Here is a 24,352-nt window from a genome sequence, read left to right as displayed (position 1 = left end):
CCCCCCGAGCCTGCAAGTGCGGGGGGCTTCGCTGGCTTGGTAAACAACGCTCTTCTGAATAAGCGACATAACCCAGATTTTCTGGGTCCGCACGATAAATAAAAAATAAATCGAAAACCTTAGATATAAAATAATAAATTAAACATTTTCATTGCAATTTTTTATTAGAATACAAAAAAAACAAAACATATAAAAACAATATAAGTTGAAATAAAAACAATGAAACCAAGAAAAATGAAAACTTAAAACACAATATTTAATCAAAATTTAAACACATAACCCGTATTTCCCGAACAGGGTTGAATATATATGCGAACGTGTAAATATCTTTCCGAACAGCGCTATTGTGGCGCTGCGTTGATTAAGGAAAGATCTTATGTCTAAATCACCTATTGGCACTACAGCCACGACAGGGCAAAAATGCCCGGAAAGCGGCGTCTGGGAAGTGGTTGGCAACCCCTCAACCACAGCGCCAATCGCTAAAGGCAATATCATGCCGCCTTATGGCGGCAAAGGGGTCACCTGGAAATTGATCCAATACGCATAATCCGTCATCTTCAGGCCTCTTTTTTCAAAAGGGGCCTCGCAGAAAAATCCTATGATGCCTTATTTCATTCCCTCCCATTGCGCACTTTGCCCGCGCGCATTTCGATGCTCCGCTGCAATGCGCGCAGCCCGCCGGCCAGGAAGCAGGCTTCCGCCAGCACGAACAACGGGCCGATGATCAGGCCCGTCACGTCGTCCATAAACGCCGGCTTTCGTCCCTCCCAGAAATGCCCGACAAACTGAAACAGCCAGCCGATGACGAAACCGCCGATGCCGACGCTCAGCCACGCCGCCGTCGACAGCGACGCCACCCAGGCGCCGAACGCGAGGCACAGCAGCAGCAACGCCAACATCATGACGCCAAGACGCAGGCTCAGCCACAGGTAATAGAGGGCCGACACGATAACCGCCGCGCAGGCCGGCGAAAACGGCAGCCATCCCGCGCCCCATGCCGGCCGGGAGAGCAGCGTCAGCAGGCTGACGACGATCAGCGGGATGCCGATAAAGTGCGTGACGATATTGCGCGCATCGCGGTGATAGGCGGCATAAGCGGCAAGGTGATCTTCCAGACTTCGCATGTTGACCTCCGGTATGTGCGGCCTTCGTCGCCGAACGCGCGCAGCTGCATGCGGCTGCCCTTATCCATAGCTTAGCGCGGGATCACCAATACCGGTTGACCGATCTCATCCAGCAGGCCGCGCGTGACAGAAGCGTTCAGCCAGCGCCCCAACGAAGACAGGTGGCGGTGCGAGATGATCAACAGATCGCAGTTGAACAGCGCCATCTGTTCCGGGATCACTTCGATGGGCGTCCCCGCGGCCAGCAAGCCCTGGGCATTGAAGCCCTGCTGTTTCAGCGCCCGCGTCACCTGCCCGACCTGCTTTTCCGCCAGCGCCTCTTCCCGCTGGGCGGCGGGATACTCCTCGCGCTCACCGCTGTCGAAACGCAGGCCGCTGCGGCTGAGCGTGAAGGCATTGTCCACCACCGTCAGCACGATCACGCCGCCGATGCTGCCTTGCAGGCGCGCCATAAATTCCAGGGCGTTGCCGCTGTGTTCAAAGCAATCCACCGCCAATAACACTCTCTCAATCATAACCATCCTCATTCGCCCGAGTTAAATCGCGCCCTTGAAATTGGCTTCGCCCTTTTTCCAATAACCTTTGGCAAACAAGGCGGCGCGGGAGATGCCCATTTCGTTGATAAAACGCGCCTTCAGATAGGCGGCGACCTGGTGTTCGCAGGCCAGCCACACCTGCCCTTCGCCGGCCGGCAGCTCGCAATGGCTGACGGCCTGCACCAGCGGGCTGTTCATCACGCTGTCGAAATGTCGGGTGCGGATTTGCCAGCTGTTCACCTGCAAAAAGGAGCAATCGACGTCCTGGATCTCCTGCGCATCGCCCACTTCGGCGAACCACAGCACCGGCAACGGATCGGAGAGCGAGGCGAGAATGGTGCGCATGGCGGGCAGCGCGGTCTCATCACCCAGCAACAGCAGCCAGCGAGTTTGCGGCAACAGCCGAAAGCCGCCGGAGCAAGGGCCGGCGAACCCCAGCTTGTCGCCCGGCATCGCGTCGCGCGCCCAGTTCGACGCCGGGCCTTCGCCGTGCAGTACCATATCGATATCGAAGGTGCGGGCGAGTTTGTCGATGCCGCTCAGGGTGTAGGCCCGCCCGGCCAGCGTGTCGCGCCACGGGAAGAACACCTTGACCCAACTGGCCGGCTCCTGCGCGCGCGGATCGGCGATAAACTTATCCACATCATCGCCGCTCAACGTGATGCGGCGGATCCGAGTGGTGACTTGCCGCACGGCGCTCACCCGGGCCTCCCGTTTGCGGCGGGTGTCCCTTTCCAGCATCTCGTCGACAATCTTATTCAGCGTGTTGTGCATCAGCCTTCTCCTGTGGCGCCGCAGACGGGTAGGTGTGTTCCCAGCCGCCGCCCAGCGCTCGATAGATATTCACCACGGCGATCGCCGTCTCCTCCTCTGAAACAATTTGCGCGGACTGCAGATCCAGCAGCGCACGCTGCGTGCTCAGAACGTGGATAAAATCGCTGGCGCCGTTCAGATAGCTGTCGCGCGCCAGCGCAAACGCGTGCCGGTTGGCGGCCAGCGCCTCGGCCAGGTGTGTCTGGCGGCGCTGCTGGGCGCGATAGCCGGAAAGCGCGTCGTCGATCTCGTGCCAGGCGCGCAGCACCGTTTGCTGGTAGGCGATGGCCATTTCCTGCTGCCGGTATTCGCTCAGGCGCACCCGCTGGGTGATTTTCCCCCCGTCGAACAGCGGCAGATACAGGGCGGGGCCGATGGCGAAGGTATGCGTGGACCAACTGCCCATATCCGCCAGCGCCAGCGCCTGATAACCCGCGTTGCCGGTCAGCGTGATGCGCGGATAGTAGTCGGCGGTGGCGACGCCGATCTCGGCGGTCGCCTGATGCAAACGCGCCGCCGCTTCACGAATATCCGGCCTGCGCAGCGCCAGATCCGACGGCACCCCCATCGGCACCGCGCGCGCCAGCGTCGGCAGCGGCCCCGTCGGCGACAACATCGCTTTCAGCGCGCCAGGCCGCTCGCCCAACAGCAGGCTGATGGCGTTGATCAAGCGTTCCTGCCTATCGAACAGCGTCGGCAGCAGGGCATCCACCTGCGCCAACTGCACCTGCGCCTGATCGATATCCAGTTCGTTGCCCGCGCCGCTTTGATAACGGCTTTGCGTCAGCTGCAGCGTGCGCAGCGCCGTGGCGCGGTTTTCCTGCGCCACCGCCAGCTGCTGCTGCGTGGCGCGCAGACGCAGATAGTCGCTCGCCACCTCCGCCGTCACCGACGTCAGCAGCGCGCGCCGATTCTCCTGCGAAGCGGCGAAGCCGGCGCGCGCGCTTTCCGATGCGCGACGCAGCTTGCCCCACATGTCCAGCTCCCAGGTGGCGCTGAATCCGCCGCGCCAGAGGTTATAATCCGCCTCTCCGCCGTTGCCGGACGGATCCATGCTGCCCACCGAGGTGGCGCGCTGGCGCTGATAGGCGCCGTCCATGCTCAGATCCGGCATCAGCGCCGCCTCTGTCACGCCCAGCAAGGCGCGGCTTTGCTGCATGCGCGCCGTGGCGAGCTGCAGATCCAGGTTGCCGGCCGCCGCGCGCTGCACCAGTTGCGACAGCGACGCATCGTTGAATATCGACCACCAGGCCACCGGCAGCGCCCCGCCGCCGGCCTGCTCACCCCAGCTCTCGGGCAGCGCGTTCTGCGGCCGAGCGTAGTCCGGCCCCACCGCCCGGCAGCCGCTCAGCGCCATCAACAGCAGCGGGATCACGGCTCTGTTCATTGCAGGCCCCCGTCCAGCGTATTGATGCTGACGTCCGCAGACATGCCGACGCGCAGGGCGCTCAACAAAGCGGCGTGCTCTTTGTTGATATCAAATACAATTTTCACCGGGATGCGCTGAACGATCTTGGTGAAGTTGCCGGTGGCGTTTTCCGGCGCCACGGCCGCGAAGCTGACGCCGGAAGCCGGCGCGATGCTGTCCACCTGCCCTTTCAGCGTTTGGCCGGGAAAGGTATCGATATGGATGTCTACCGACTGCCCGTGCGCAATGTTTTCCAGCTGGGTTTCCTGGTAGTTGGCGATGATGTACAGCTTGTCCTGCGGCACGATGGCCAGCAGCGCATCGCCCGGTTTGACGAACTCTCCGACCCGCAGACTTTTCTTGCCGATCACGCCGCCGATCGGCGCGGTGATGCGGGTGTAAGACAGATTCAGTTCGGCCATCGCTTTCTTCGCCTGCGCCAGCATCAGCTCGGCGTCGCTGTCCGCCAGCTTGGCTTGCAGCACCTGCTCCATGTTTCGCGCCGCTTTGAGCGTCGCCTCCGCCTGCGCCACATTGGCGGAAAGCGTGTGCACCCGCGTTGTCGCCTGCTGCGCCGCCTGCTGCGACCCCGCGCCGCTGCTGGCCATTCTCTGGTAGCGGTTCTGCTCCTGGCGCGCAAACGCCAGCTCCGCCTGCGCCGCCTGTCGCTCCGCCAGCGCGGCGGCGATCAGCGCGCTCTGCCGGGTGAGGTTGGCCCTGGCGTCGTCCTGCCGGGCGCGGGCGGATTGCTCCTGCGCCGTCGCCTGCGCCAGCGCGACGTTGAATTCACGCGGGTCGATCACCGCCAGCAATTCCCCCTGTTTGACCCACTGGTTGTCTCTGACCAACACCTGCGCAATTTCACCGGCAATCTGCGGAGAAATACGCGAGATATCGGCGCGAATATAGGCATCATTGGTATTCTGCTGTGTCTCTTTAATAAAGAACTTATTCATTATTAACCCCAGCGTAATGACGGCAACCGCCAATACGGCGACGGCGACTTTCTTGTTAGCCATAAAAGTGACTCCACTTAATATTTATTTCTGATGATAAAATGTCAGGCGGCGACCGAACGCGGCGGATAAATACGGGTCGGCATAACTAAAATCAGCGCGGTCAGCAATAACGCCAGGCCGGCAACCAACAAATAAAGATCGGCGCTGGCCAGCACGTGGCCCTGCCGGGCGGCAAGCTGCGCCAGCTGCTCCGCCGATCCCGATGCGCGGCTGTAGGCCGAGCCGAAGCCGTCGGCAATCGTGCCGGCGTGATAGTCCCCGCGCTGTCGGCTGAGCAGCGCGATGGCGCCGCCGGCCGCGGTGGCGGCGAAACCCTTCACCGCGTTGAACCAGGCCGCCGCAAACGGCCCGTCGGTCGGCAACAGTCCGCCGGTCGCCTGCATCAGCAGAGGGATGATCGCCATCGGTTGCGCGACCGCCTGCAACAGCGCGATAACGCGAAACGTATCGCCGTTCCATTCCGGCGTCAGCTGGGCGGCCAGCACGCAGGCGGTGGCCATCAACAGCAGGCTGATCGCCAGCACCCAGCGGCAATCCACCCGCGGCGTATTGCAAATAATGGCGACAATCGGCAGCGTAATTAATTGCGGCAATGACACCCACAGCATTAAGTCGGAGGTTTGTTCCTGACGATAGCCCTGAATCGCGGATAAATATCCCGACGTAATATTGACCAGCGACACCATAATTAACAGCACGCCACCCAGCGTAATTAAGGAGAAGGACAAATTCTTTTTGCTTAATAGCTGCAAATTGAAAAAAGGCAGCGGGTGATACCATTCGTTCATCAGAAATAATGCCAATAACCCGATGCCGCCCAACAATAAAACGTAGATCAGCGGTGAGTTCAGCCAGTCGAGGCGCTCCCCCTGTGAGATGCCCATCGTCAGCATGCCGAGCGCCATGCCGCCAAGAAGCAGACCGCGCCAGTTGAACTGCCGCAGGCGCTCCAGCCGCAACGGATCCTGCGGCAGACCGTAGCCGATACACACAGCGGCGATCGCCATCAGCGGCAGGTTCCAGTAGAAGTACCCGCTCCAACCCCAGTGAAAGGCAAAGGCGGCTGCGGTGGCGCCCAGCGTAGCGCTCCAGGCCGAGACCCAGCCGTAGGCGCCCAGCCCCAGCACCTTGATCAGCGGCGGCATAAAACGCAGCACCACCGTCATCAGCATCGGCGGCAACGCGCCGCCGGCGAAGCCCTGCAGGCTGCGCACCGCCAGCAGCACGCCATACTGTTCTCCCAACCAGGGCGTCAGCAGCCCACCGGCCAGGTAAAGGCCGCACATCGTCAACGCCACCCGGCGCAGCGAAAAGGTTGGCCAAAAACAGGGCGTGAACCCGGAACCGATCACAAAGCCGGTGACGTAACAGGTGGTCAGCCAACTGCCGGCATCGAAGCTCAGCAGCATGCCGCCCTGTATATCCGCCAGCGCGAACTTGCTGGCGTTTTCCCCCACACCGCTGGCCATCACCGCCAAAAACACGCCGAACAGCCCCAGCCAGGTGCGGCCGTTGATTTCACCGGCGCTGGCGAGCCATCGATTTTTGTGGTGCGGCGTAACAGACACCTCAACCATTCCCCACTCCTGCTGTTTCAGCCTCAATCTTTGTTGTCGTGGGCAGTATCCGGACTTATTTCGATTGTTTAAAATGAAATGATGTAATTAACTAGTTGCACAAAACGCAATCCATTGAACGCGCCACCACCGGAGAGTCCATGCCGCAAAAAATTGATTTCAACCTGATCTATGCGCTGAATCTGCTGCTGGAAGAAGGGAGCGTGAGCGGCGCCGCCGAAAAGATGAATCTGAGCGCACCGGCGATGAGCCGCATTCTGGGGCGCATCCGCCGGCAGTTCGACGATCCGATCATGGTCAGGGCCGGCAAGCATCTGGTGCCGACGCCGCGCGCGCTGGAGTTGAAACGCCAGCTCGGCGAGATCATCGAGCAGGCCGCCGCGCTGATCGCACCGAATGTTGCGTTCGAACCCGGCAAGCTGACCCGAACCTTCACCATTCGCGCCAACGACATTTTTATCGGCGCGCTGGCGGGCGGCTTGCTGGAGACGCTGCGGGACATGGCGCCGTTAAGCGGCCTGAAGTTTATCGCTGAAAGCGACGGCGAGGATGACGCGCTGCGCAGCGGCAAGGTGGATCTGGTGATCGGTTCCTCACGCGACTGGCATCCGGAAATCAAGACGCAGAGCCTGTTCACCAGCACCTTTCAGGCGCTGGTGCGCCCTGGGCACCCGATCATCGGCCGGGTAACGCCCGAAACCCTGACCCATTACCCGCATATCAGCGTCTCCCGCCGCGGGCGCACGCAGGGGCCGATCGACGACGCGCTGCGCGATCTCGGCCTGCAGCGCAACGTCGCCCTGACCCTGCCGGGCTTCCATTCGGCGATGATGCTGACCATGAAATCGGACTTTATCCTGCCGCTGCCGCGCCACGTGCTGCAAGGGGTGAGCAACATCCACCTGCCGTTGGCGGAGATCGAGCTGCCGCTCGAGCTGGAATCGGTGTTTATCGTCCAGGCCTGGCACCCGCGCCTGGATCGCGATCCGGCGCACCGCTGGCTACGGCAGACCATCAAGCAGTTCTTTTTGCAGCGGGAGTGAGGGGGTTAGGTGTGGGGGCTTATAGCAAATCGTATTTCAGATATATTATGCTGTTACTAAAATAGCCGCTTAGCTAAATATAGGAAGACATTTCGTATATTAACCACTAATCATTTCCCAACTCAATGAGTTTCATATCAATAACACCATGTACTTATCATAGACTAGATAGCTGTTAACAACTTGAAAAAATTATAAGAATAATAAAAAATCAACAAAGCGTAACAGTCACAATGAGGAAACAACATGAGTAACGCACTATCTATCACTGAATTATTTACTGACGAAAGTTTCAAGTCAACCATTGAAATATTTTCAAGCATCCTTGGAGTATTAGGAAGTATATTCGCAACAGGAATGATAACACTTAAATATTTAAACAAACCATTAAACGGCGAATCTGAATACTTGAGTAAAGCAGGTATCCCCAACTGGACAATTAGATTGTTCTCCATATCTATTCCTCTAAAAAAAACACCCCAGAACACACTCATTGATAAAATACTGTCTGGTTTTATTATTTTTTCAGTGACCATTGGGCTTTTATTTGTGTTTCACATGCACATACAAACATTACGCATTCAAAATGGGTGGACTCTTTTAACGTTAAAAACAACAAATGAAAGCTTCTTTATCACCAACCATTCCGCCAAGGAATCATCTTTGTTTTCCCGTCACCCTTGGTCTATTGACAAAAAACAATGCCTTGGAAATAACAATCAACTAAAAAGAATAAAAAACATCTCTCCAGAGTTGTCATCATTGATTTGCGAAATATTTAATGATGAGAAAAACCAAGTTGAACTAAATAAATACATAGATGAAGTAAAAAAAGACAAGATAATTATATACCCAATATTGACCATCATAGAAATCATTCTTTTCTGGTTAATAATCAGTATTTTTCTTACTCTTTCCCTTAAGAGAAAAGTAAGGAACTACATCATCAAACAACAAGAAAGAGCATATTACTATATCACATAACCGCTTAGCTTAAATATTGCGACTTATCTGGCGTTTCCCCTTCTATTGAACCTGTAAGTAAGACTTACAGGTTGCGTTTTGTTCAAGTTCAGCTTCTTCGCAGATCGCTTTGATATGTTGCGTAATCGCCTGGGGAGTCACTTGATAAAGAAACGCGATGGTCGCTCGCGTTTCTTGCTCAAATCGACATTCAACGCGCACTTCGCCATCATCGCTGGCAAACATAACAAACTCACCTACCGGTGATTGGGTTAAGTGCTTGTTTGCCATGTCTCCTCCGCTTTAATCTGACTGACAACGCTGTAATTCGCTCAGTATGCCAGAGAACCACATCAAAGCTCATTACTCGAACAACAGTTATTTTCCAAAAAATGTCTGCAACCTGACTCGCTTGGATAGGATTTTGTTGAATTTAAGAAAGTGAGGGAAACAGTAATTTGGCGGAAGATCACAGGAGTCGAACCTGCCCAGGACCGCTGGCGGCCCCAACCGGATTTGAAGTCCGGCCGCCCCACCGGGGACGAGGATCTTCCTTGGAGAAGAGAAGAAGCAAGGCGCTGATTATAGCGCAGTTTGTTCGCTGCGCTAAGCGGGAAATGGCGGCCGCCGGCGATTCGGCGGCCGGGGAGCGCTACTTCAGGAAATCCTTCACGTCCAGCAGGATGAACTCGTTGTCATCCGCCATATTGGGCTGGCGGCTGGAGGAGAACGGGAAGTTGTTGTCGTTGCCGACGATGATGTGGTTGGCGTCCACCACGTCCACGTTCTCAATAGTGAAGAACGGGAAGGTCAGCACGCCGTCGTTCAGCGGCTTGCGCGCCAGCTTGTTCGGATCCTGAATGTTCATCAGGTCGATATAGCCCAATTTTTCGACCGGTTTGCCGACGTTGGCCTCCGAGAAGGCGATTTTATACACCCGCTTGAACTTGGCCACCTGGCTGAAGCAGTTGTCGGTTGGCGCGCCGGCGGTGCAGGCTTTATCCGGCGTGCCTTCGCCGTTGTCGCGCTCAATCACCAGCCCGTGGGTGGCGTCGATCATGTTGAAATCGCCGATGGCGTTCTGGTTGTCTTCCAGCACGTACTGCCAGCTGCGGCCGGTCCAGGCCTGCTGTTTGACGTCGAACTCCAGCACCCGCAGGTAGCGTTTGCCGCCGACGTTCTCGAACTGTTCGCCATCCCACAGCGCCCCTTCCAGCAGCGGATACAGCTTGCTGCCGTCCGGCGAGGCGGCCATGCCTTCAAAGCCTTTGGAACGCGCCACCTGGAAGTTTTGCTTGCCGTCCGGCGCGCCCGGCAGGGTCAGCGTCGGGTTGTCCGGCGATTTCACCACCTTGCCGTCCACCTGGGTGTCGAACACCGCCAGCACCTTGCCGTTCAGGTCGGCCTTGATCAGGTAAGGCCCGAACTCTTCACCGATCCACAAGGCATCATCGGCAAACTGGAAGCTTTCCGGATCGAAATCGCTGCCGGTCAGATAGCGCTGCTCAGTGCTCTCGTTGATGATGTGGAACGGCACCTTTTTATCCGGATCGTGCAGGAACACCGTCTTCAGCGGCGCGACCGTGCCGTCTTTGAAATCGATTTTGTAGTGGTTGAGGTACAGCATGGCGTCCGGGGAGTTGGCCTTGCTGCCGAAACCGTTGTCGGTCAGCACCCAGTAGGTGCCGTCGGGCATGTGTTTGATGCCGGAGTGGCCCTGCAGCGGTTGGCCGTTGATCGGCAGGCCGATGCCGGTCAGGCGATCGGCGGATTTGCCCGCCACGCTGCCCAGCTCGGTGACGCGTTTGCCGCTGGTGTATTTGCCGCTCTGCTGCAAATCGCTCGGCGCATCCTTCGGTGTGGAAACGGCGGATTTCACCGGCAGCAGCGCATGCCCCGCCAGCGTCGCCTGCACCGGCTGCGCCTCAGCCCACAGGTTGGCGCTCAGCGCCATGCAGCCGACCAGCAGCGCCAGCCGGGTTTTGGTGTTGTGCATGTCATTGTCCCTTTTCGTTGTTATCGCCCAGAAGTAAAAGCAACGTCACTATAGGGAGCGGCAATGACAGAAATATTATTCGGCGAACGCCCGCCGATAGCTGTGCGGGTGGAAGCGCCAGGTGATGGCGATCAGCACCACCACCAGCAGCGCGTGGATCTGCCAGTCCAGCACGAAGCCGCCGCTGTAATCGCGCAGCAGGCCGGAAAGGTAAGGCGTGACGCCCGCCAGCAGGAAACCGACACCCTGCATGAAGGCCACCAGCCGCCCGGCCGCCGCCGGCTGGTGCAGATGATCGAGCGCCAGCACCAGGCACAGCGGGAACGCGCCGCCCAGCCCCAGCCCGGAAAGCAACACCCACAGCCACGGCAACGTCTGCGGCAGATAAATCAGGCCGATAAAGCCGATCAGCTGCATCATCAGCGCCAGCAACAGCAGCGGCCGCCGGTCATGATTGCGCGCCAGCGCCGGCAGCAGCAACGCGCCCAATACCTGGCCGAAGGTCATCAGCGCCAGCAGCGAACCGCTGGCCTGCGGCTGCCAGCCAAGCTGCATGTAATACGGCGGCAGCCAGGCGATCAGGCTGGTATAGCCGCCGTTGATCAGGCCGAAATAGGCGCCGAGCAGCCAGGCGCGCCGGTTGCGCAGCAGGCTTGGGCCGCGGTGTTCTCCCGCCGCGCCCAGGCGAGACAGCCCCCGACTGACCGGCCACCAGGCCACTAGCGCCACCAGGGCCGGCAACGCCCACCAGGCCAGCGCGCTGTGCCAGTCGTGCCCCGCGCTCATCAGCCACGGGGTGATCGCCGCCCCCAGCCCGCCGCCGCCCATCAGCGCCGCCGACCACAGCCCGGCCACCAGCGCCATGCTTTTCAGGAAGTGATGCTTGATGATGCCGGGCATCACCGCCTGGATCACCCCGATGCCGAGCCCGCCCAGCACCGCGCTCATCAGCAGTTGCGCGCTGCCGGGGGCCAGTTCGCGCCAAAGCGCGCCCAGCCCGATCGCCAGCAGGCTCAACGTCACGGCGCTGCGTTCGCTGAACAGCCGATTGATGGCGCCGCCCGCCAGCGCCATCAGCCCCATCATCAGCACCGGCAGCGTGGTCAGCAGCGCCGCGCCGCCAAAGCTCAGCCCGGTGGCCTGACGCAGCGTCGGCAGCAACGGGCCGATCGAGGTCAACAGCGGCCGCATGTTCAGGCCGATCAACACCAGCGCCAGCAACAGAGGGTTGAGCCAGCGGCGCGGGGAAGGTGAATTAACAGAATGATTTAACACGGCATATTCCTGGTACTGCGAAATGAAGAGTGCGGCGTCACAGCGCGATCGCCGCAGCGTTGCGTTACTGTAGGCAACGCCGCTAGTATTGGGAAATTAAATAATAAAATAGCCAACAGTGGGAAAATGAATCGCTACCCGATGTTCAATCCGCAGCTGCTGCTCAGCTTCGTCGCCGTGTGCGACAGCAACAGCTTCACCCGCGCCGCAGAGCGGGTGTTTTTGTCGCAGTCCACCGTCAGCCAGCAGGTGCGCCGGCTGGAAGAGATGCTGGGCAAGCCGCTGTTTGAGCGTTCCTCGCACCAGGTGCTGCTGACCGAAGAAGGCGTCAAGCTGTTGAGCTACGCGCGCCGCATTATCGCGCTGAATGAAGAAGCCCATGACGCGCTGACCGGCATCTGGCGCGACGGCGTGCTGCGGATCGGCATGCCGGAGGATTTCGCCGTGCCCACCACCGAACTGCTGGCCGACTTCAGCCGCGAGCACCCGCACCTGCGGCTGGACGTCGCCAGCGGCCTGAGCGCCGATCTGCACAGCGCCTACGCGCGTGAAGAGCTGGATCTGATCCTGGTGAAACAGCGCCGCCGGCAACCGCCGCGCGCCGCGCGGCCGGAACCGCTGCTGTGGCTGGACAGCCTGGCCTTCCCGGCCATCGAGCAATCGCCGGTGCCGCTGGCGGTATTTCCACTGAACGGCCTGTACCGCGACGAGCTGTGCCAGGCGCTCGACAACCTCGGCAAACGCTGGCGCATCGGCTACAGCAGCGCCAGCCTGGCGGCGCTGACCGCCGCTTCGGCCGCCGGGCTGGGCGTCACCCTGCTGCCGGCCGGCTGCCGTTTGCCGACGCACCGGGTGCTGGGCGGAGCCGAAGGATTGCCGCCGATAGACAGCTTCGAACTGGCGCTCTACTACCGCGACGGCGCCCCTGCCGCCACGTTGGCGCTGGCCCAGCGGCTAACGGTGTTTTGCGGGCTGAAGTAAGGCAGCTTACGCCACTATCTGCGGATGTTCGTGCTGCAGCCAGTCGATAATCCGTACCCACAGCGCTTCTGTCTGCTCAAGGCAAGCCTGTACCGCCGCGTCCGTCACCAAGTCGCCGGAATAATCCGCCACGTTGCGCTGTTTTCGCAATGCATCCAGGCAGATCATTTCCTCTTGCGGCAGCCCTACGGTGAGCGGCAACGATTGGATCATGATCTGGTGATGGCCGGGTTTGCTGGTCAGCGTGCGGTATCCTTTGGCTTGCAAAGCGGCATTCGCCATTTGCATGACCGCTTTATATGCCGTGTCGAAACGGCTCTCATTGCTGAGCTGAGTGATACCCGCATCGCGTCGATTGCGAGCGGCGGCGGCCAGCAATTTTTTAATCGCCCCCGCGTCAGGCGTTATCACCTCCAGTCCCAGCCCGACCAGATTGTCCAGCGTCATCCTTGTCTCCCGCAATCCAAAGTTGGGGTTTCTGCATAATGTCCTGTATAAACGCGGAGTTCTCGGCCAAAGCCGCTCGCCACTCTTCTGGCGAGTACAGTTTGGGGTTAATTTCCCGACCCAGCGTTGCCTGCAGCGGGTAAACCGCCTGAATCACCTCCGCAAAAGACAGTTTGCCGACAATCAGAACATCGATATCACTGGCCGCCGTCGCTTTGCCACTGGCGACAGAACCAAAAATAAAAGCGCGTTCAATAGCTTCGCCAAACGCTGCCAATGTCTGCCTTAAGCACTCCGCCGGCCCGCAAACCTTGCGGAAAATCGCCGCCAGCTCAGGGAAAATCAGGCAATCGGCGTTGGCCTGATAGCAAATTTGGTTGCCCTGCCGCTGCCTGAGCAAGATGCCGCTCTCCGCCAACCTGCTCAACTCTTTATGTAAAGTGCCGGCCTGAGTTGCGGTGCGCCGCGCAATTTCTCGCACATGAAACGCACGCCCGGCTTCAATAAACAGCAGGCTTAGCACTTTTCTACGGTATTCGCTGAACAGCAACTCGAGCATCGGATCGTGCATAACGCTAACCTCATGTAGCTTTAATGGCTACAAATGTAGCCATTAAAGCTACGAAAGAGCAAGCCAGGAAAATCCTTGCCCCGGCGCACGCCGGTCATTACCAAATCGAATAGTCACCAGTGGCAAATGTCGCTGCCAACCGGCCGGTTCCTCTCCTAAATTGGAGGATGTTTTCACCCCTCACCTCTGGATTAAGGAACCGAACGTGGAAAACCCTCAGCAACCGGGCCGCAGAGCCTTCCTCAGCCAAACCGGCAAACTCACCACCGCCTGCGCGGTGATCGGCCTGACAGGCGGCATGGCGCAGGCCGCTTCGCCTGGCGGCGAGCCGTGTGCGCCAACGCCGATGACCCTGACCGATCGCCACTACTGCCTGAGTGAGGTGCGGCTGGAAGACGGCTTTGAATACGACGGCGAAACGGTGATCGGCACCCGCACCGCGCTGTACACCCTGGAGATCAAAGACGGCAAGATCGCCGCCATTCACGCCGCCAACGCCGCGTTGCCCGCCGGCGTGCCCCGCTATAAGGCGCAGGGCCAGCTGCTGCTGCCGGCGTTCCGCGATATGCACATCCACCTGGACAAAACCTTCTACAGCGGCCCGTGGCAGGCGCCGCGCCCGCGCCAGGGCAAAACTATCATGGACATGATCGCGCTGGAGCAGACGCTGATCCCGAAACTGCTGCCCACCTCGCAGCAGCGGGCGGAAAACCTGATTGCCCTGCTGCAGTCCAAAGGCAGCACCGTGGCGCGCAGCCACTGCAATATCGATCCGGTCAGCGGCCTGAAAAGCCTGGAGCACCTGCAGCGCGCGCTGGAAAACCACCGGGCGGACTTCAGCTGTGAAATCGTCGCCTTCCCGCAGCACGGCCTGTTGCACTCCAGGGTCGACGCGCTGATGCGCGAAGCGATGCAGATGGGCGTGCAGTACGTCGGCGGGCTGGATCCGACCAACGTCGACGGCGCGATGGAGAAATCGCTCGACGCCATGTTCCAGATCGCCCTCGATACCGGCAAAGGCGTGGATATCCACCTGCATGAAACCAGCCCGGCCGGGGTCGCCGCCATCAACTACATGATCGCCACCGTGGAGAAAAACCCGGCGCTGCGCGGCAAGGTCACCATCAGCCACGCTTTCGCCCTGACCACGCTGACGCAGGGCGAACTGGCGGAAACCGCCACCCGGCTGGCGGCGCAGCAGATCACCATCGCCTCCACGGTGCCGATCGGCGGCCTGATGATGCCGCTGCCGCAGCTCAGCGAGAAAGGGGTGTTCGTGATGACCGGCACCGACAGCGTAATCGATCACTGGTCGCCGTTCGGCACCGGCGACATCCTGGAGAAGGCCAACCTGTACGCCCAACTGTACCGCGGCTCCGACGAGTATCACCTGTCGCGCGCCATGGCCATCTCCACCGGCGGCGTGCTGCCGCTGGACGATAAGGGGCAGCGCGCCTGGCCGCAAGCCGGCGACGCCGCCGAGTTCGTGCTGGTCAACGCCAGCTGTTCCGCCGAGGCGGTCGCCCGTCTGCCGGCACGCAGCGCCACCTTCCATCGGGGGCGCCTGGTGGCCGGTCAGGTGAGCAAAGCCTAAGGTCGGTCCGCTGTTGTCATCATGATGGCCGTTTTTGGCCTTCTGTCCGAGTAAGGTGCGGCGCAAGATGGTCGCTACACACACTGGCGGAGGGCCGAAAATGTCACAGAGCGCGTTATTGATCATCGATGTCCAGCAATCATTCCAGCACCGTCCATTCTGGCAGGAGGACGATCTGCCGGCGTTTCAACAGGCTCTGACCCGCCTGATCGCGGGCTGCCGACAACGCGGCGCGGCGCTGGTCGACGTGCTGCACGTCTCGCCGCAGGGGCCGTTCTCACTGGCTTCAGGCCACGTGCAGCGCCTGCCGTTCCTCACCCACCAGGCGGATGTCACCGTGCATAAGCATGTGCACAATGCGCTGACCGAATCCGGCCTCGACGCCTGGCTGCGCGAGCGGGACATCACCCACCTGATCGTCTCCGGCATCCGCACCGAACAGTGCTGCGAAACCACCACCCGGGTGGCGTCCGATCTCGGTTATCGGGTGACTTTCGTCACCGAGGCGACGCTGACCTTCCCGATGCGCCATCCCGACGGCGAAGTCTTTACCCCCGCGCAGTTGAAGCGGCATACTGAAACCGTACTGGTCGATCGTTTCGCCCGCATCGCCAGCGTGGATGAGGCGCTGGCGCAACTCGCACAGGAGTAATCATGTCGCAGGCCGTCTATTTTCTGCTGTTGCCCAACGTGCTGTCGCTGGACGTCAGCGGCCCGGCGGAAACCCTGCGCCTCGCCGGGCAGTTCAGCCTGCGTTATCTCAGCCCGGCGCCGCAGATCGTCTGTTCCATCGGCATGACGCTGAGCGGCCTGCAGCCGTTGCCCGAACGCCTGGACGACGGCGCTATCCTGGTGCTGCCGGGGGTCGGCGATTCGCAGCGCTATTTCGCCGGGGAAGAGGCCGAGCAGGCGCGTCGCTGGCTGGCGACGCTGCGGTCCGATCTGCAGCGGCAGCGCATCACCCTGGTGTGCATCTGTTCCGGCGCGCTGCTGGCGGCGCAGGCCGGGTTGCTCGACGGCTATCAGTGCACCACCCACCACGACGTTATCGAGCGTATCCGCCGGCAGGCGCCGGCGGCGCAGGTGAAAGAGAACCGCATCTTCGTTGAAGACCGCGGCGTCTACACCAGCGCGGGCATCACCACCGGCATCGATTTGGCGCTGCACCTGGTCCACCGCCACTGCGGCTCCGGCCGGGCGCGCGACGTCGCCCGCGACATGGTGGTCTATTTCCGCCGCGCCGGCGACGATCCGCAGCTGTCGCCCTGGCTGCGTTACCGCAACCACCTGCACCCGGCGGTGCACCGCGCGCAGGACGTGATGGCCGCCGAGCCGGAGGCCGACTGGTCGGTGCCGCAGATAGCGGAGAAGGCGCACGTCAGCAGCCGCCATCTGGCGCGGCTGTTTCGCAGCCACGTCGGCATCAGCGTACGGGAATATCATGAACAGCTGCGGTTGGCGGTGGCGCAACAGCGCCTGCAGCAAGGATATGGCTTGGAGAAGGCCGCGCTGGCGGCCGGTTTTTCCTCCGGGCGGCAGCTGCGCCGCGCCCAGCAGCGCCAGCGCTCGCCGCTATGACACCAGCCGGCGGGTATCCAGCCGCTGCAGGCCGACAGACAGCAGCAGGCTGAGCCCCAGCGCCACGCCGAACACCCAGAAGATATCCAGCAGCGGGTGGCCGGTGAAATCCAGGTGCCGATTGCGCATCACGTTGACGATCAGGGCGTGAAAACCGTAAATCGCCAGCGAATGGCGGGAAAACGCGCTCAGCCAGCCGATCGGCTGCGGCAGACAGTGTTTCACCCACACCAGCAGCGCCACTGCCGCCATAAACACCAGCGGGCCGCTGTAGATGTAGTAGGTATCGGCGAAGTTGCCGTTGATGAACAGCTGATGTTTGGTGCCGCGCGCGATCAGCGCCACGCACAGCGCAAATCCCAACGCCGCCAGCCAGCCCACGGCGCGCCCGCGCGTCTCCATCATGCCAATCGCCCGCCCGGCCAACGCATACAGCAGGTAGTAGAAGGTATCGCCGTAGATATACAGGTTAACCGGCAGCAGATGCGCGTTGCCGAAAGTCAGCTTGTCGGTATTCGGGTTGGCGATCGCCGCCAACACCACCAGCGCGGCGGCCAGGTAGCGGCGCGACACCGGTTTGACGCTGATCAGCGGCGACAGCAGGTAAATCACTGCAATGGCGTAGAAAAACCACAGATGATAGAACACCGGCTTTTGCAAAATGCCGCGCAGCGACGGCCAGAAACCGATCTTGGTGAAGGCCGCGATGTAGATCAGCGCGATGGCGCTGTAGAACAGAATGCAGCAGGCGATGCGGGTGAAATGCCGCCGGCCGGCGCTCTTTTCGCCGAAGAACAGGTAGCCGGAAATCATAAAGAACAGCGGCACCGACACGCGCGACAGCGAGTTCAGCACGTTGGCGATATCCCAGTTGTGCAGCCCTATCGCCGCGCCGTTGGTGACGTAATAGGTGGTGGCGTGGATCATCACCACCATCATGCACGCCATCGCCCGCAGGTTGTCTATCCAGCCGATTTTCTCGCTCAAACGCTCGCCCGATCTTGTGTCATATTGATATGTTAAGAAGAGGTTATCGGGCACGGCGTTCGGCGACAACCCAAAAGCGAAATATCAGAATGCACTTAAACAACACCTTATGATTGCGAAGGTGAACAATTGGCGGCAAAATAGCCGCCACAACTCGCTCAGTTTGCGCTTCCCGCCCTGGCAGTTCCTTTTTCTCTTTTACTATCAGTACAATAATATGAAAACGACATTACCACCTGCGGCACGTTTGGGCCGACAGGCGCTTTTATTCCCTCTTTGTCTGGTGCTGTTCGAGTTCGCCACCTATATCGGCAACGATATGATTCAGCCGGGCATGCTGGCCGTCGTGGCGGATTTCAACGCCGGCGAAGAGTGGGTGCCTACCTCGATGACCGCCTACCTGGCCGGCGGCATCTTCCTGCAGTGGCTGCTCGGGCCGCTGTCGGATCGCCGCGGCCGTCGTCCGGTGATGCTGGCCGGGGTGGCGTTCTTTATCGTCTCCTGCCTGGCTATCCTGCTGGTCACCACCATCGAGCAGTTTATCGCCATGCGTTTCCTGCAGGGCATCGGCCTGTGCTTTATCGGCGCGGTCGGCTACGCCACGATCCAGGAGTCGTTCGAGGAGGCGGTGTGCATCAAGATCACCGCCCTGATGGCCAACGTGGCGCTGATCGCCCCGCTGCTGGGGCCACTGGCCGGCGCGGCGCTGATCCACGTCGCGCCGTGGCAAAGCATGTTCGTGCTGTTTGCGGCGCTGGCGGCCATCGCCTTCTACGGCCTGTGGAAAGCCATGCCGGAAACCGCCACGCTGCAGGGCGAGGCGTTTTCCGCCGCCAACCTATGGCGCGACTACCGCCAGGTGTTGGGCAACCGCCGCTTCCTGTGCGGCGCCCTGGCGATCGGTTTCGCCAGCCTGCCGCTGCTGGCCTGGATCGCCCAGTCGCCGGTGATCCTGATCAGCGGTGAGTCGCTGTCGGCGCTGGATTACGGCCTGCTGCAAATCCCGGTGTTCGGCGCGCTGATCCTCGGCAACCTGACGCTGGCGCGCCTGACCGGCAAAAACAGCGTGGAGCGCCTGATCAAGCTGGGCGCGGGCCCGATGCTGCTGGGGCTGCTGATCGCCGCGCTGGCGACCCAGTTCTCCAGCCACGCCTACCTGTGGATGACCGCCGGCCTGAGCCTGTACGCTTTCGGCATCGGCCTCGCCAACGCCGGGCTGTACCGCCTGACGCTGTTCTCCAGCAATGTCAGCAAAGGCACGGTGTCGGCCACTATGGGCATGCTGAGCATGATGGTGTTCACCGTCGGCATCGAGCTAGCCAAGGTCGCCTACGTCTGGGGCGGCAGCGGGCTGTTCAACCTGTTCAACCTCATCAGCGGCCTGTGCTGGCTGACGCTGGTGGCGCTGTTCCTCGGCAAACGCCGCAACGGCGACCCCACACCGCAGCCGACCGGCGCGGTGTAAACGCGACGATAAAACGCCGGTCCGGTTTCCCGACCGGCGTTTTTTTATGCGGCCTCAGCCGAGCAGCTCCCACAGCGCATACCCCGCTCCCACTACCGCCACCCCCAACAGCAGCAACGCCGACAGGACAGAGATCGCCCGCCGCGCGCGCTGTAGCGCCGTTCCCGACAGCAGGGTGATATAGGCCAGCAAGATGGCGAAATCCGCCAGCACCCACAGCGCGGTCAGCAGCGTCAGGCTGGCGCCGACCGAAGGGGTGACGGCGATAAACTGCGGAAAAAAGGCGACGAAAAAGATGATGTCCTTGGGATTGGCGATGCCTACCAGAAAACCGTACGCGATCGCCGAGCGTTTTTGCGACGGTGCAACGGGCTGCGCATCGGGGGTTCGTGCGGATAAATCCTCATACAGCGAGGCGATCGCCATGCGGCCGATAAACAGGCAGCCCAGCAGGCCTATCCACTGCAGCAAGCGCATATCCACCGCGAACAGCCCGGTGACAACCAGCGCGGCAATACCGATCAGCAACAAAGAGGCCCCATTGCTTCCCAGCGCGGTCAACAGCGCGCGCCGGGCGCCAAAGCGCGCCGCGGTGTTGGCGACCATCATCACCACCGGCCCTGGCGTGGCGATCAGCAAGAAAATGGCGGCGAAATACGCCGCCAGCAACGACAGGTTCATCTTTATTTCACTCACATTCAGGCGGTTGGCGTCGGATCATTATGATGCCGTAGCCCCCGCCTTGAAAAAGGAGTAATCCTGTCGTTTACTGTGAGCCAGACTCATTCTTAGAGACGCCGCGATGGCCAGTTCCCTTCCGCCGCTTTACGCTCTGCGCGCCTTCGAGAGCGCCGCCCGCACCGGCTCGTTCACGCTGGCCGCCGACGAGCTGCATCTCACCCCCAGCGCCGTCAGCAAGCACATCAAAACGCTGGAGCAGCACTTCGGCTGTCGGCTGTTCCAGCGCAACGGCCCGCGTATCGAGGTCACGCCGCAGGGGAAAATCTTCGCCGCCGAGCTGCAGCAAGGGTTTGGCCGCATCGAACAAGCCTGCGAGCTGTTCAGAAGCCACCGCGATCTGCTGCGGATGAAGGCGCCCTCCACCCTGACCCTACGCTGGCTGCTGGACTGCCTGAGCCGATTCCGGCAAACGGCGCAGGCGTTCGAGGTGCAGGCAGCCAGCGTGTGGATGGACATCGACAGCGTGGATTTTTTCAGCGAACCCTACGACTGCGCCATCCTGCTCGGCAACGGCCATTTCGGCGCCAATACCGCCGCCGCCAAGCTGTTCGACGAATGGCTGATCCCAATTTGCGCCCCCGCGCTGCTCGCCGACGCGCAGCGCGATCTCGCCACCTGCCCGCTGATCCATCCTTCGCCCGATCGGCGCGACTGGCGACGCTGGCTGCAAAAAAGCGGCATCGCGGCCCCGATCGATCTCACGCGCGGCCAGGTATTTGATTCGCTGGAACAGGGCAACGCGGCGGCCATCGCCGGGCACGGCGTCTCGATCGGCGATCTGGCGCTGAGCCTGCGAACGATTGAGGAGGGATTATTGGCGCTGCCTTGTGACGTCGCCGTGCGCACCGGCGACGGTTACTATCTGGTTTGGCCGGAAGAATCGGCAAAACGGCCGCTGATCGAACGTTTACAGGCGTTTCTCACCGCCCAGACGCCCGACGTCAGCCGGGCCGCCGTCAGGTTTATCGGGTAGGGGACTCGCTACCGAACAGCCCGCCGTCGCGCAGCAGATGCTCGTTGCCCTTGCGGCGGGTAAAGCCGCTGCGATCGAAGAACTCCAGCACCTGGATCGCCAGCTTGCGCCCGACGCCGAGCCGATCGCGGAAATCGGCGGCGTTGGCGCCACCGCGCTCCGCATCCAGCTCGCGGATCAGCGCCGCGAACTGATCGATGCGTCGGCTGAGGTAGTAGCGATCCACCACCACCGCCGTCACATGGCCCAACTGGGCCGCCTTGCGCAGCAGCGCGCGCACCCGGCTCTCTTCCTCGCCCAGTTCGCTTGCCAAATCGCGCACCCACCACGGCTCGTCGCCGAACAGCGGTTCGATGCGCGCCCACAGCGGCGCCTCTTCGGCGCTGAACGCCAGGCCGTGTTCCGGCAGGTGCAGCCAGCCGCGCGTATTGCGCAGCGCGCCGGCCTTCAGCAACCGATCGATCATCATAAACACCAACGCCTCCGGCTGCTGAGGCAGAGCCATACGCCGCAGGCGGGCGCGCCCTAAGCCCAGCTGATCGGCGTGCTGTTGGTGATAGTCCGTCAGCACCTGCAGCAGGCGGCTTTCCGCCTGTTGCACCTGATCCTGCGCCAGCGCCCGGTCACCGACGATCAGCAGATCGCCGTTCGCCAACAGCTCGTTCAGGCCATCGTCCGTCAATTGTCGCGCCCAGGCGAACGCCGCCAGCGACAGCGCGCCATGCGGCAACTCAAGCGCCAGCGCCTGCGCATCGTCTTGCGCCTGCGCCAAAGCCTGCAGCCATGCCAGATAGTCCGGCTGGCGCTTGCCGCGCTTGGGCGCATTCAGCCTGAGCACCCGGGCCGCGCCCAGCGTTTGCCGCGCGCCGATATCGCGCAGCACCAGCCGATCGTTCTGTGCCAACCACAGCGGGCGATCGAGGATCAGTTCCGCCAGCCCGTCGTTCAGCAACGAAATGCGCCCGGTGATGTGGCTGGCGGCATGGTGCAGATGCAGCGGCTGCCAATGGCGGATCGGCCGATCCGTCTCCAGCGCCACCAGAATGCGTTCCGCCGCTTCGGGCGGACGCTGCGCCAGCAGCCAATCGCCGCGCGCGATCCGCTCTTTATCGACATCGCCGCTGATGTTAAGCGCGATGCGCTGCCCGGCCTGCGCGTGTTCCACGGTCTGATTCTGGGCATGCAGGCCGCGCACCCGCACCGGTGCATCGGCGCCGGTCAGCCACAGCGTATCCCCCACCTTCACCCGGCCGCCGAGCGCGGTGCCGGTCACCACCAGCCCCGCCCCTTTGACGCTGAACGCGCGGTCTACCGCCAGACGAAAACGGCGCGTCAGCGCATGCTCGCCGGGCGACAACGCCAGCAAATGCGCGCGCAGCGCCTCGATGCCCACTCCCGCCGCCGCTGCGGTCACGAACAGCGGCGCATCGGGCCAGCCCTGACGCGCCAGCTCGTCGCGCACCTGGCGGCATACCTCATCGACCCGCGCCGCCTCCACCCGGTCGGCCTTGGTCAGCGCCACCGTCAGCGCCGGGCGCCCGCTCAGGCGCAGGATCGCCAGATGCTCGCGGGTCTGCGCCATCACGCCGTCGTCGCAGGCCACCACCAGCAGCGCATGGTCGATACCGCCGACGCCCGCCAGCATATTGGCGAGGAATTTCTCGTGGCCGGGCACGTCGATAAAGCCCAGCACCCGGCCGTCCGGCTGCGGCCAGTAGGCGTAGCCCAGATCGATAGTCATGCCGCGGCGCTTTTCTTCCGGCAGGCGATCCGCGTTGATCCCGGAGATCGCCTGCAGCAGGGTGGTTTTGCCATGATCGACATGGCCGGCGGTGGCGATGATCATGATGCGCTCAGCGCGTCGATCAGCGCCCCTTCCTGTTCCAGACAGCGCAGATCCAGCCACAGCCGGCCGTCGCCGAGGCGGCCGATCACCGGCTGCGGCAGGCGGCGCCAGCGTTCAGCCAGCGCTTCCAGCGTGGCGCCGCGGCCGTCGCGCGGCGTGAAGGTCAGCGCATAGCTGGGCAGGCGATCCACCGGCAGCGAACCGCTGCCAATCTGCGACCAGCACGGTTCGGCGCGCAGCGCGAAATCGGCGGTGAACCGCGGCGCCAGCGCCGCCAGCAGCCGCTCGGCCGCCTGTTGCATCTCCTGCTGCGGGCGGGTCAGCAGCCGCAGCGTCGGCAGTTGCTCAGCCAGTTTTTCCGGCTGCAAATAAAGCCGCAGCGTGGCCTCCAGGGCCGCCAGCGTCAGCTTGCCGACGCGCAGCGCGCGCTTGAGCGGGTGCTGCTGCAGGCGCGCGATCAGCGCCTTTTTGCCGACGATGATGCCGGCTTGCGGGCCGCCCAGCAGCTTATCGCCGGAGAACGTCACCAGATCGACGCCGGCAGCCAGCAACCGCTGCGGCATCGGTTCGGCGGGCAGTCCGTACTGCGCCATATCGATGAGCGAGCCGCTGCCCAGATCGGTGGCGGTCGGCACGCCCTGTTCGGCCCCGAGCTGCGCCAGTTCGGCCTCGTCGACCGCCGCGGTGAAGCCCTGAATGCTGTAGTTGCTGGTGTGCACTTTCATTAACAGGCCAGTCTGCTCATTGATGGCCTGGCGGTAATCCTTCAGATGGGTGCGGTTGGTGGTGCCGACCTCCACCAATTGACAGCCGGCCTGGCGCATCACGTCGGGAATGCGGAACGCGCCGCCGATTTCCACCAGCTCGCCGCGCGACACCACCACCTCTTTGCCGGGGGCGATCGCCGCCAGCATCAGCAGCACCGCCGCCGCGTTGTTATTGACGATGCAGGCGTCCTCCGCGCCGGTCAGCCGGCACAGCAGATCCGCCACCGCCCGATCGCGATGGCCGCGCCCGGCACCGTCCAGATCGTACTCCAGCGTCACCGCCTCCCCCATCACCGCGCTCACCGCATCCTTCACCGGCTGCGCCAGCAGGGCGCGCCCGAGGTTGGTGTGCAGCACGGTGCCGCTGAGGTTGAACACCGGCAATAACGCCGGGCGTTGCTGCCGGGCCAGCTCGGCCCGCAGCGCCTGCGGCCAGTCGCCGCACCAGGCCGGCAAGCGTTGCTGTTGCTTGATCGCGTCGCGCGCCTGGGCCTGCAGCCGGCGCAACAGTTCACCGATCAGCGTCTGGCCATGCTGCGCCACCAGCGGTTCAATCGCGGGTTCACGCAGCAGACGGTCGATGGCGGGCAGTTGACTGTAAAGAAGGTGGGATTCAGTGCTCATGGTCGCTCGGTTTTCAATTTAGAC

At 61.7% G+C, this 24,352-nt stretch carries 23 protein-coding genes, 1 tRNA gene and 1 pseudogene; 9 read left to right on the top strand and 16 right to left on the bottom strand.

Going from position 1 to position 24,352, the window contains the following annotated elements:
* Positions 1–376 precede the first annotated feature (376 nt).
* Complete coding sequence (locus tag ACJ8KE_RS18685) at positions 377–547, top strand: hypothetical protein (protein WP_167796742.1); 171 nt, start codon at positions 377–379, stop codon at positions 545–547.
* 64 nt (positions 548–611) lie between these two features.
* On the opposite strand, the gene ACJ8KE_RS18680 is transcribed toward ACJ8KE_RS18685, so the two are convergent.
* The 6 genes from ACJ8KE_RS18680 to ACJ8KE_RS18655 all read right to left on the bottom strand — a co-directional run bounded on the left by ACJ8KE_RS18680 (position 612) and on the right by ACJ8KE_RS18655 (position 6,477).
* Entirely contained in the window at positions 612–1,124 is a 513-nt protein-coding gene (locus ACJ8KE_RS18680) for an Mpo1 family 2-hydroxy fatty acid dioxygenase (protein WP_240293809.1), read from the bottom strand.
* Between the two features lie 71 nt (positions 1,125–1,195).
* Complete coding sequence (locus ACJ8KE_RS18675) at positions 1,196–1,639, bottom strand: universal stress protein (RefSeq protein WP_079450378.1); 444 nt, start codon at positions 1,637–1,639, stop codon at positions 1,196–1,198.
* 21 nt (positions 1,640–1,660) lie between these two features.
* Entirely contained in the window at positions 1,661–2,434 is a 774-nt protein-coding gene (locus tag ACJ8KE_RS18670; protein WP_442517339.1) for a siderophore-interacting protein, read from the bottom strand.
* A complete protein-coding gene (locus tag ACJ8KE_RS18665) occupies positions 2,415–3,860 on the bottom strand; it encodes an efflux transporter outer membrane subunit (RefSeq protein WP_110146488.1) in 1,446 nt (481 codons plus the stop codon). The genes ACJ8KE_RS18670 and ACJ8KE_RS18665 overlap by 20 nt, the downstream gene beginning before the upstream one ends.
* Positions 3,857–4,900 (bottom strand): HlyD family secretion protein, encoded by a 1,044-nt coding sequence (locus ACJ8KE_RS18660; RefSeq protein ID WP_016929545.1) that lies wholly within the window; start codon positions 4,898–4,900, stop codon positions 3,857–3,859. The genes ACJ8KE_RS18665 and ACJ8KE_RS18660 overlap by 4 nt, the downstream gene beginning before the upstream one ends.
* Before the next feature lie 41 nt (positions 4,901–4,941).
* Complete coding sequence (locus ACJ8KE_RS18655) at positions 4,942–6,477, bottom strand: MFS transporter (RefSeq protein WP_079450375.1); 1,536 nt, start codon at positions 6,475–6,477, stop codon at positions 4,942–4,944.
* Positions 6,478–6,617: 140 nt separating this feature from the next.
* Here ACJ8KE_RS18655 and ACJ8KE_RS18650 point away from each other — a divergent pair, with 140 nt between their 5' ends.
* Positions 6,618–7,520: a LysR family transcriptional regulator gene (locus tag ACJ8KE_RS18650; RefSeq protein ID WP_097103017.1), complete on the top strand. Its 903-nt coding sequence runs from the start codon at positions 6,618–6,620 to the stop codon at positions 7,518–7,520.
* 246 nt (positions 7,521–7,766) lie between these two features.
* Entirely contained in the window at positions 7,767–8,504 is a 738-nt protein-coding gene (locus ACJ8KE_RS18645) for a DUF6216 family protein (RefSeq protein ID WP_015376218.1), read from the top strand.
* Positions 8,505–8,549: 45 nt separating this feature from the next.
* Here ACJ8KE_RS18645 and ACJ8KE_RS18640 read toward each other — a convergent pair.
* The 4 genes and pseudogenes from ACJ8KE_RS18640 to ACJ8KE_RS18625 form a co-directional block, all read right to left on the bottom strand.
* Positions 8,550–8,774: pseudogene (locus tag ACJ8KE_RS18640) on the bottom strand (hydroxyacid dehydrogenase); the annotation flags it as partial.
* A 168-nt stretch (positions 8,775–8,942) separates the two neighbouring features.
* A tRNA-Sec gene (locus ACJ8KE_RS18635) sits at positions 8,943–9,037 on the bottom strand.
* 98 nt (positions 9,038–9,135) lie between these two features.
* Positions 9,136–10,479 (bottom strand): esterase-like activity of phytase family protein, encoded by a 1,344-nt coding sequence (locus ACJ8KE_RS18630; RefSeq protein WP_442517338.1) that lies wholly within the window; start codon positions 10,477–10,479, stop codon positions 9,136–9,138.
* A gap of 75 nt (positions 10,480–10,554) precedes the next feature.
* Positions 10,555–11,754 carry a cyanate transporter gene (locus ACJ8KE_RS18625; RefSeq protein WP_097103018.1) on the bottom strand — a complete coding sequence of 400 codons (1,200 nt, stop codon included), beginning with the start codon at positions 11,752–11,754 and terminating at the stop codon, positions 10,555–10,557.
* 126 nt (positions 11,755–11,880) lie between these two features.
* Here ACJ8KE_RS18625 and ACJ8KE_RS18620 point away from each other — a divergent pair, with 126 nt between their 5' ends.
* Positions 11,881–12,735, top strand: coding sequence for a LysR family transcriptional regulator (locus tag ACJ8KE_RS18620; protein ID WP_033639068.1), 855 nt, complete (start codon positions 11,881–11,883; stop codon positions 12,733–12,735).
* Positions 12,736–12,741: 6 nt separating this feature from the next.
* Here ACJ8KE_RS18620 and ACJ8KE_RS18615 read toward each other — a convergent pair whose 3' ends face one another.
* Both ACJ8KE_RS18615 and ACJ8KE_RS18610 read right to left on the bottom strand, forming a co-directional pair.
* Entirely contained in the window at positions 12,742–13,182 is a 441-nt protein-coding gene (locus tag ACJ8KE_RS18615; protein ID WP_097103021.1) for a DNA-binding protein, read from the bottom strand.
* Positions 13,133–13,753 (bottom strand): nucleotidyltransferase domain-containing protein, encoded by a 621-nt coding sequence (locus ACJ8KE_RS18610; RefSeq protein WP_016929554.1) that lies wholly within the window; start codon positions 13,751–13,753, stop codon positions 13,133–13,135. The genes ACJ8KE_RS18615 and ACJ8KE_RS18610 overlap by 50 nt, the downstream gene beginning before the upstream one ends.
* A 205-nt stretch (positions 13,754–13,958) precedes the next feature.
* Between ACJ8KE_RS18610 and ACJ8KE_RS18605 the strand changes: the two genes are divergently transcribed.
* The 3 genes from ACJ8KE_RS18605 to ACJ8KE_RS18595 all read left to right on the top strand — a co-directional run bounded on the left by ACJ8KE_RS18605 (position 13,959) and on the right by ACJ8KE_RS18595 (position 16,925).
* Positions 13,959–15,347 carry an amidohydrolase family protein gene (locus ACJ8KE_RS18605; RefSeq protein ID WP_442517337.1) on the top strand — a complete coding sequence of 463 codons (1,389 nt, stop codon included), beginning with the start codon at positions 13,959–13,961 and terminating at the stop codon, positions 15,345–15,347.
* A gap of 100 nt (positions 15,348–15,447) precedes the next feature.
* Positions 15,448–15,999 (top strand): cysteine hydrolase family protein, encoded by a 552-nt coding sequence (locus ACJ8KE_RS18600; RefSeq protein WP_016929556.1) that lies wholly within the window; start codon positions 15,448–15,450, stop codon positions 15,997–15,999.
* A gap of 2 nt (positions 16,000–16,001) precedes the next feature.
* Positions 16,002–16,925, top strand: a complete 924-nt coding sequence (locus ACJ8KE_RS18595; RefSeq protein WP_442517336.1) for a GlxA family transcriptional regulator — start codon at positions 16,002–16,004, stop codon at positions 16,923–16,925.
* Here ACJ8KE_RS18595 and ACJ8KE_RS18590 read toward each other — a convergent pair.
* Positions 16,920–17,912, bottom strand: coding sequence for an acyltransferase (locus ACJ8KE_RS18590; protein ID WP_049299610.1), 993 nt, complete (start codon positions 17,910–17,912; stop codon positions 16,920–16,922). The genes ACJ8KE_RS18595 and ACJ8KE_RS18590 overlap by 6 nt on opposite strands.
* A 217-nt stretch (positions 17,913–18,129) precedes the next feature.
* Between ACJ8KE_RS18590 and ACJ8KE_RS18585 the strand changes: the two genes are divergently transcribed.
* On the top strand, positions 18,130–19,377 hold the full coding sequence (locus ACJ8KE_RS18585; protein WP_097103152.1) for an MFS transporter: 1,248 nt from the start codon (positions 18,130–18,132) through the stop codon (positions 19,375–19,377).
* Positions 19,378–19,431: 54 nt separating this feature from the next.
* Here ACJ8KE_RS18585 and ACJ8KE_RS18580 read toward each other — a convergent pair whose 3' ends face one another.
* Positions 19,432–20,058 (bottom strand): LysE family translocator, encoded by a 627-nt coding sequence (locus tag ACJ8KE_RS18580; protein WP_060448344.1) that lies wholly within the window; start codon positions 20,056–20,058, stop codon positions 19,432–19,434.
* Positions 20,059–20,179: 121 nt separating this feature from the next.
* Between ACJ8KE_RS18580 and ACJ8KE_RS18575 the strand changes: the two genes are divergently transcribed.
* Positions 20,180–21,091 carry a LysR family transcriptional regulator gene (locus tag ACJ8KE_RS18575; RefSeq protein WP_089196388.1) on the top strand — a complete coding sequence of 304 codons (912 nt, stop codon included), beginning with the start codon at positions 20,180–20,182 and terminating at the stop codon, positions 21,089–21,091.
* Here the strand turns inward: ACJ8KE_RS18575 and selB are convergent.
* Both selB and selA read right to left on the bottom strand, forming a co-directional pair.
* Positions 21,081–22,937 (bottom strand): selenocysteine-specific translation elongation factor, encoded by a 1,857-nt coding sequence (gene selB / locus ACJ8KE_RS18570; RefSeq protein WP_239442352.1) that lies wholly within the window; start codon positions 22,935–22,937, stop codon positions 21,081–21,083. The two genes, ACJ8KE_RS18575 and selB, sit on opposite strands and share 11 nt — an antisense overlap.
* Positions 22,934–24,328: an L-seryl-tRNA(Sec) selenium transferase gene (gene selA / locus ACJ8KE_RS18565; RefSeq protein WP_442517335.1), complete on the bottom strand. Its 1,395-nt coding sequence runs from the start codon at positions 24,326–24,328 to the stop codon at positions 22,934–22,936. The genes selB and selA overlap by 4 nt, the downstream gene beginning before the upstream one ends.
* Between the last annotated feature and the right edge of the window lie 24 nt (positions 24,329–24,352).

The sequence above is a fragment of the Serratia sp. CY56464 genome, from assembly GCF_052168435.1.
Taxonomy (GTDB): Bacteria; Pseudomonadota; Gammaproteobacteria; order Enterobacterales; family Enterobacteriaceae; genus Serratia; species Serratia marcescens.
Note: the sequence above shows the minus strand (reverse complement) of the source record. Positions and strands in the feature narration are given on the sequence as shown.

Coding starts and splice junctions, on each gene's coding strand:
- ACJ8KE_RS18610 (WP_016929554.1), bottom strand. CDS start 13,753: ATGCACGATCCGATGCTCGAGTTGCTGTTCAGCGAATACCGTAGAAAA.
- ACJ8KE_RS18585 (WP_097103152.1), top strand. CDS start 18,130: ATGAAAACGACATTACCACCTGCGGCACGTTTGGGCCGACAGGCGCTT.
- ACJ8KE_RS18680 (WP_240293809.1), bottom strand. CDS start 1,124: ATGCGAAGTCTGGAAGATCACCTTGCCGCTTATGCCGCCTATCACCGC.
- ACJ8KE_RS18575 (WP_089196388.1), top strand. CDS start 20,180: ATGGCCAGTTCCCTTCCGCCGCTTTACGCTCTGCGCGCCTTCGAGAGC.
- ACJ8KE_RS18595 (WP_442517336.1), top strand. CDS start 16,002: ATGTCGCAGGCCGTCTATTTTCTGCTGTTGCCCAACGTGCTGTCGCTG.
- ACJ8KE_RS18670 (WP_442517339.1), bottom strand. CDS start 2,434: ATGCACAACACGCTGAATAAGATTGTCGACGAGATGCTGGAAAGGGAC.
- ACJ8KE_RS18620 (WP_033639068.1), top strand. CDS start 11,881: ATGAATCGCTACCCGATGTTCAATCCGCAGCTGCTGCTCAGCTTCGTC.
- ACJ8KE_RS18685 (WP_167796742.1), top strand. CDS start 377: ATGTCTAAATCACCTATTGGCACTACAGCCACGACAGGGCAAAAATGC.
- ACJ8KE_RS18600 (WP_016929556.1), top strand. CDS start 15,448: ATGTCACAGAGCGCGTTATTGATCATCGATGTCCAGCAATCATTCCAG.
- ACJ8KE_RS18645 (WP_015376218.1), top strand. CDS start 7,767: ATGAGTAACGCACTATCTATCACTGAATTATTTACTGACGAAAGTTTC.
- ACJ8KE_RS18660 (WP_016929545.1), bottom strand. CDS start 4,900: ATGGCTAACAAGAAAGTCGCCGTCGCCGTATTGGCGGTTGCCGTCATT.
- selB (WP_239442352.1), bottom strand. CDS start 22,937: ATGATCATCGCCACCGCCGGCCATGTCGATCATGGCAAAACCACCCTG.
- ACJ8KE_RS18665 (WP_110146488.1), bottom strand. CDS start 3,860: ATGAACAGAGCCGTGATCCCGCTGCTGTTGATGGCGCTGAGCGGCTGC.
- ACJ8KE_RS18650 (WP_097103017.1), top strand. CDS start 6,618: ATGCCGCAAAAAATTGATTTCAACCTGATCTATGCGCTGAATCTGCTG.
- ACJ8KE_RS18655 (WP_079450375.1), bottom strand. CDS start 6,477: ATGGTTGAGGTGTCTGTTACGCCGCACCACAAAAATCGATGGCTCGCC.
- ACJ8KE_RS18675 (WP_079450378.1), bottom strand. CDS start 1,639: ATGATTGAGAGAGTGTTATTGGCGGTGGATTGCTTTGAACACAGCGGC.
- selA (WP_442517335.1), bottom strand. CDS start 24,328: ATGAGCACTGAATCCCACCTTCTTTACAGTCAACTGCCCGCCATCGAC.
- ACJ8KE_RS18580 (WP_060448344.1), bottom strand. CDS start 20,058: ATGAACCTGTCGTTGCTGGCGGCGTATTTCGCCGCCATTTTCTTGCTG.
- ACJ8KE_RS18615 (WP_097103021.1), bottom strand. CDS start 13,182: ATGACGCTGGACAATCTGGTCGGGCTGGGACTGGAGGTGATAACGCCT.
- ACJ8KE_RS18630 (WP_442517338.1), bottom strand. CDS start 10,479: ATGCACAACACCAAAACCCGGCTGGCGCTGCTGGTCGGCTGCATGGCG.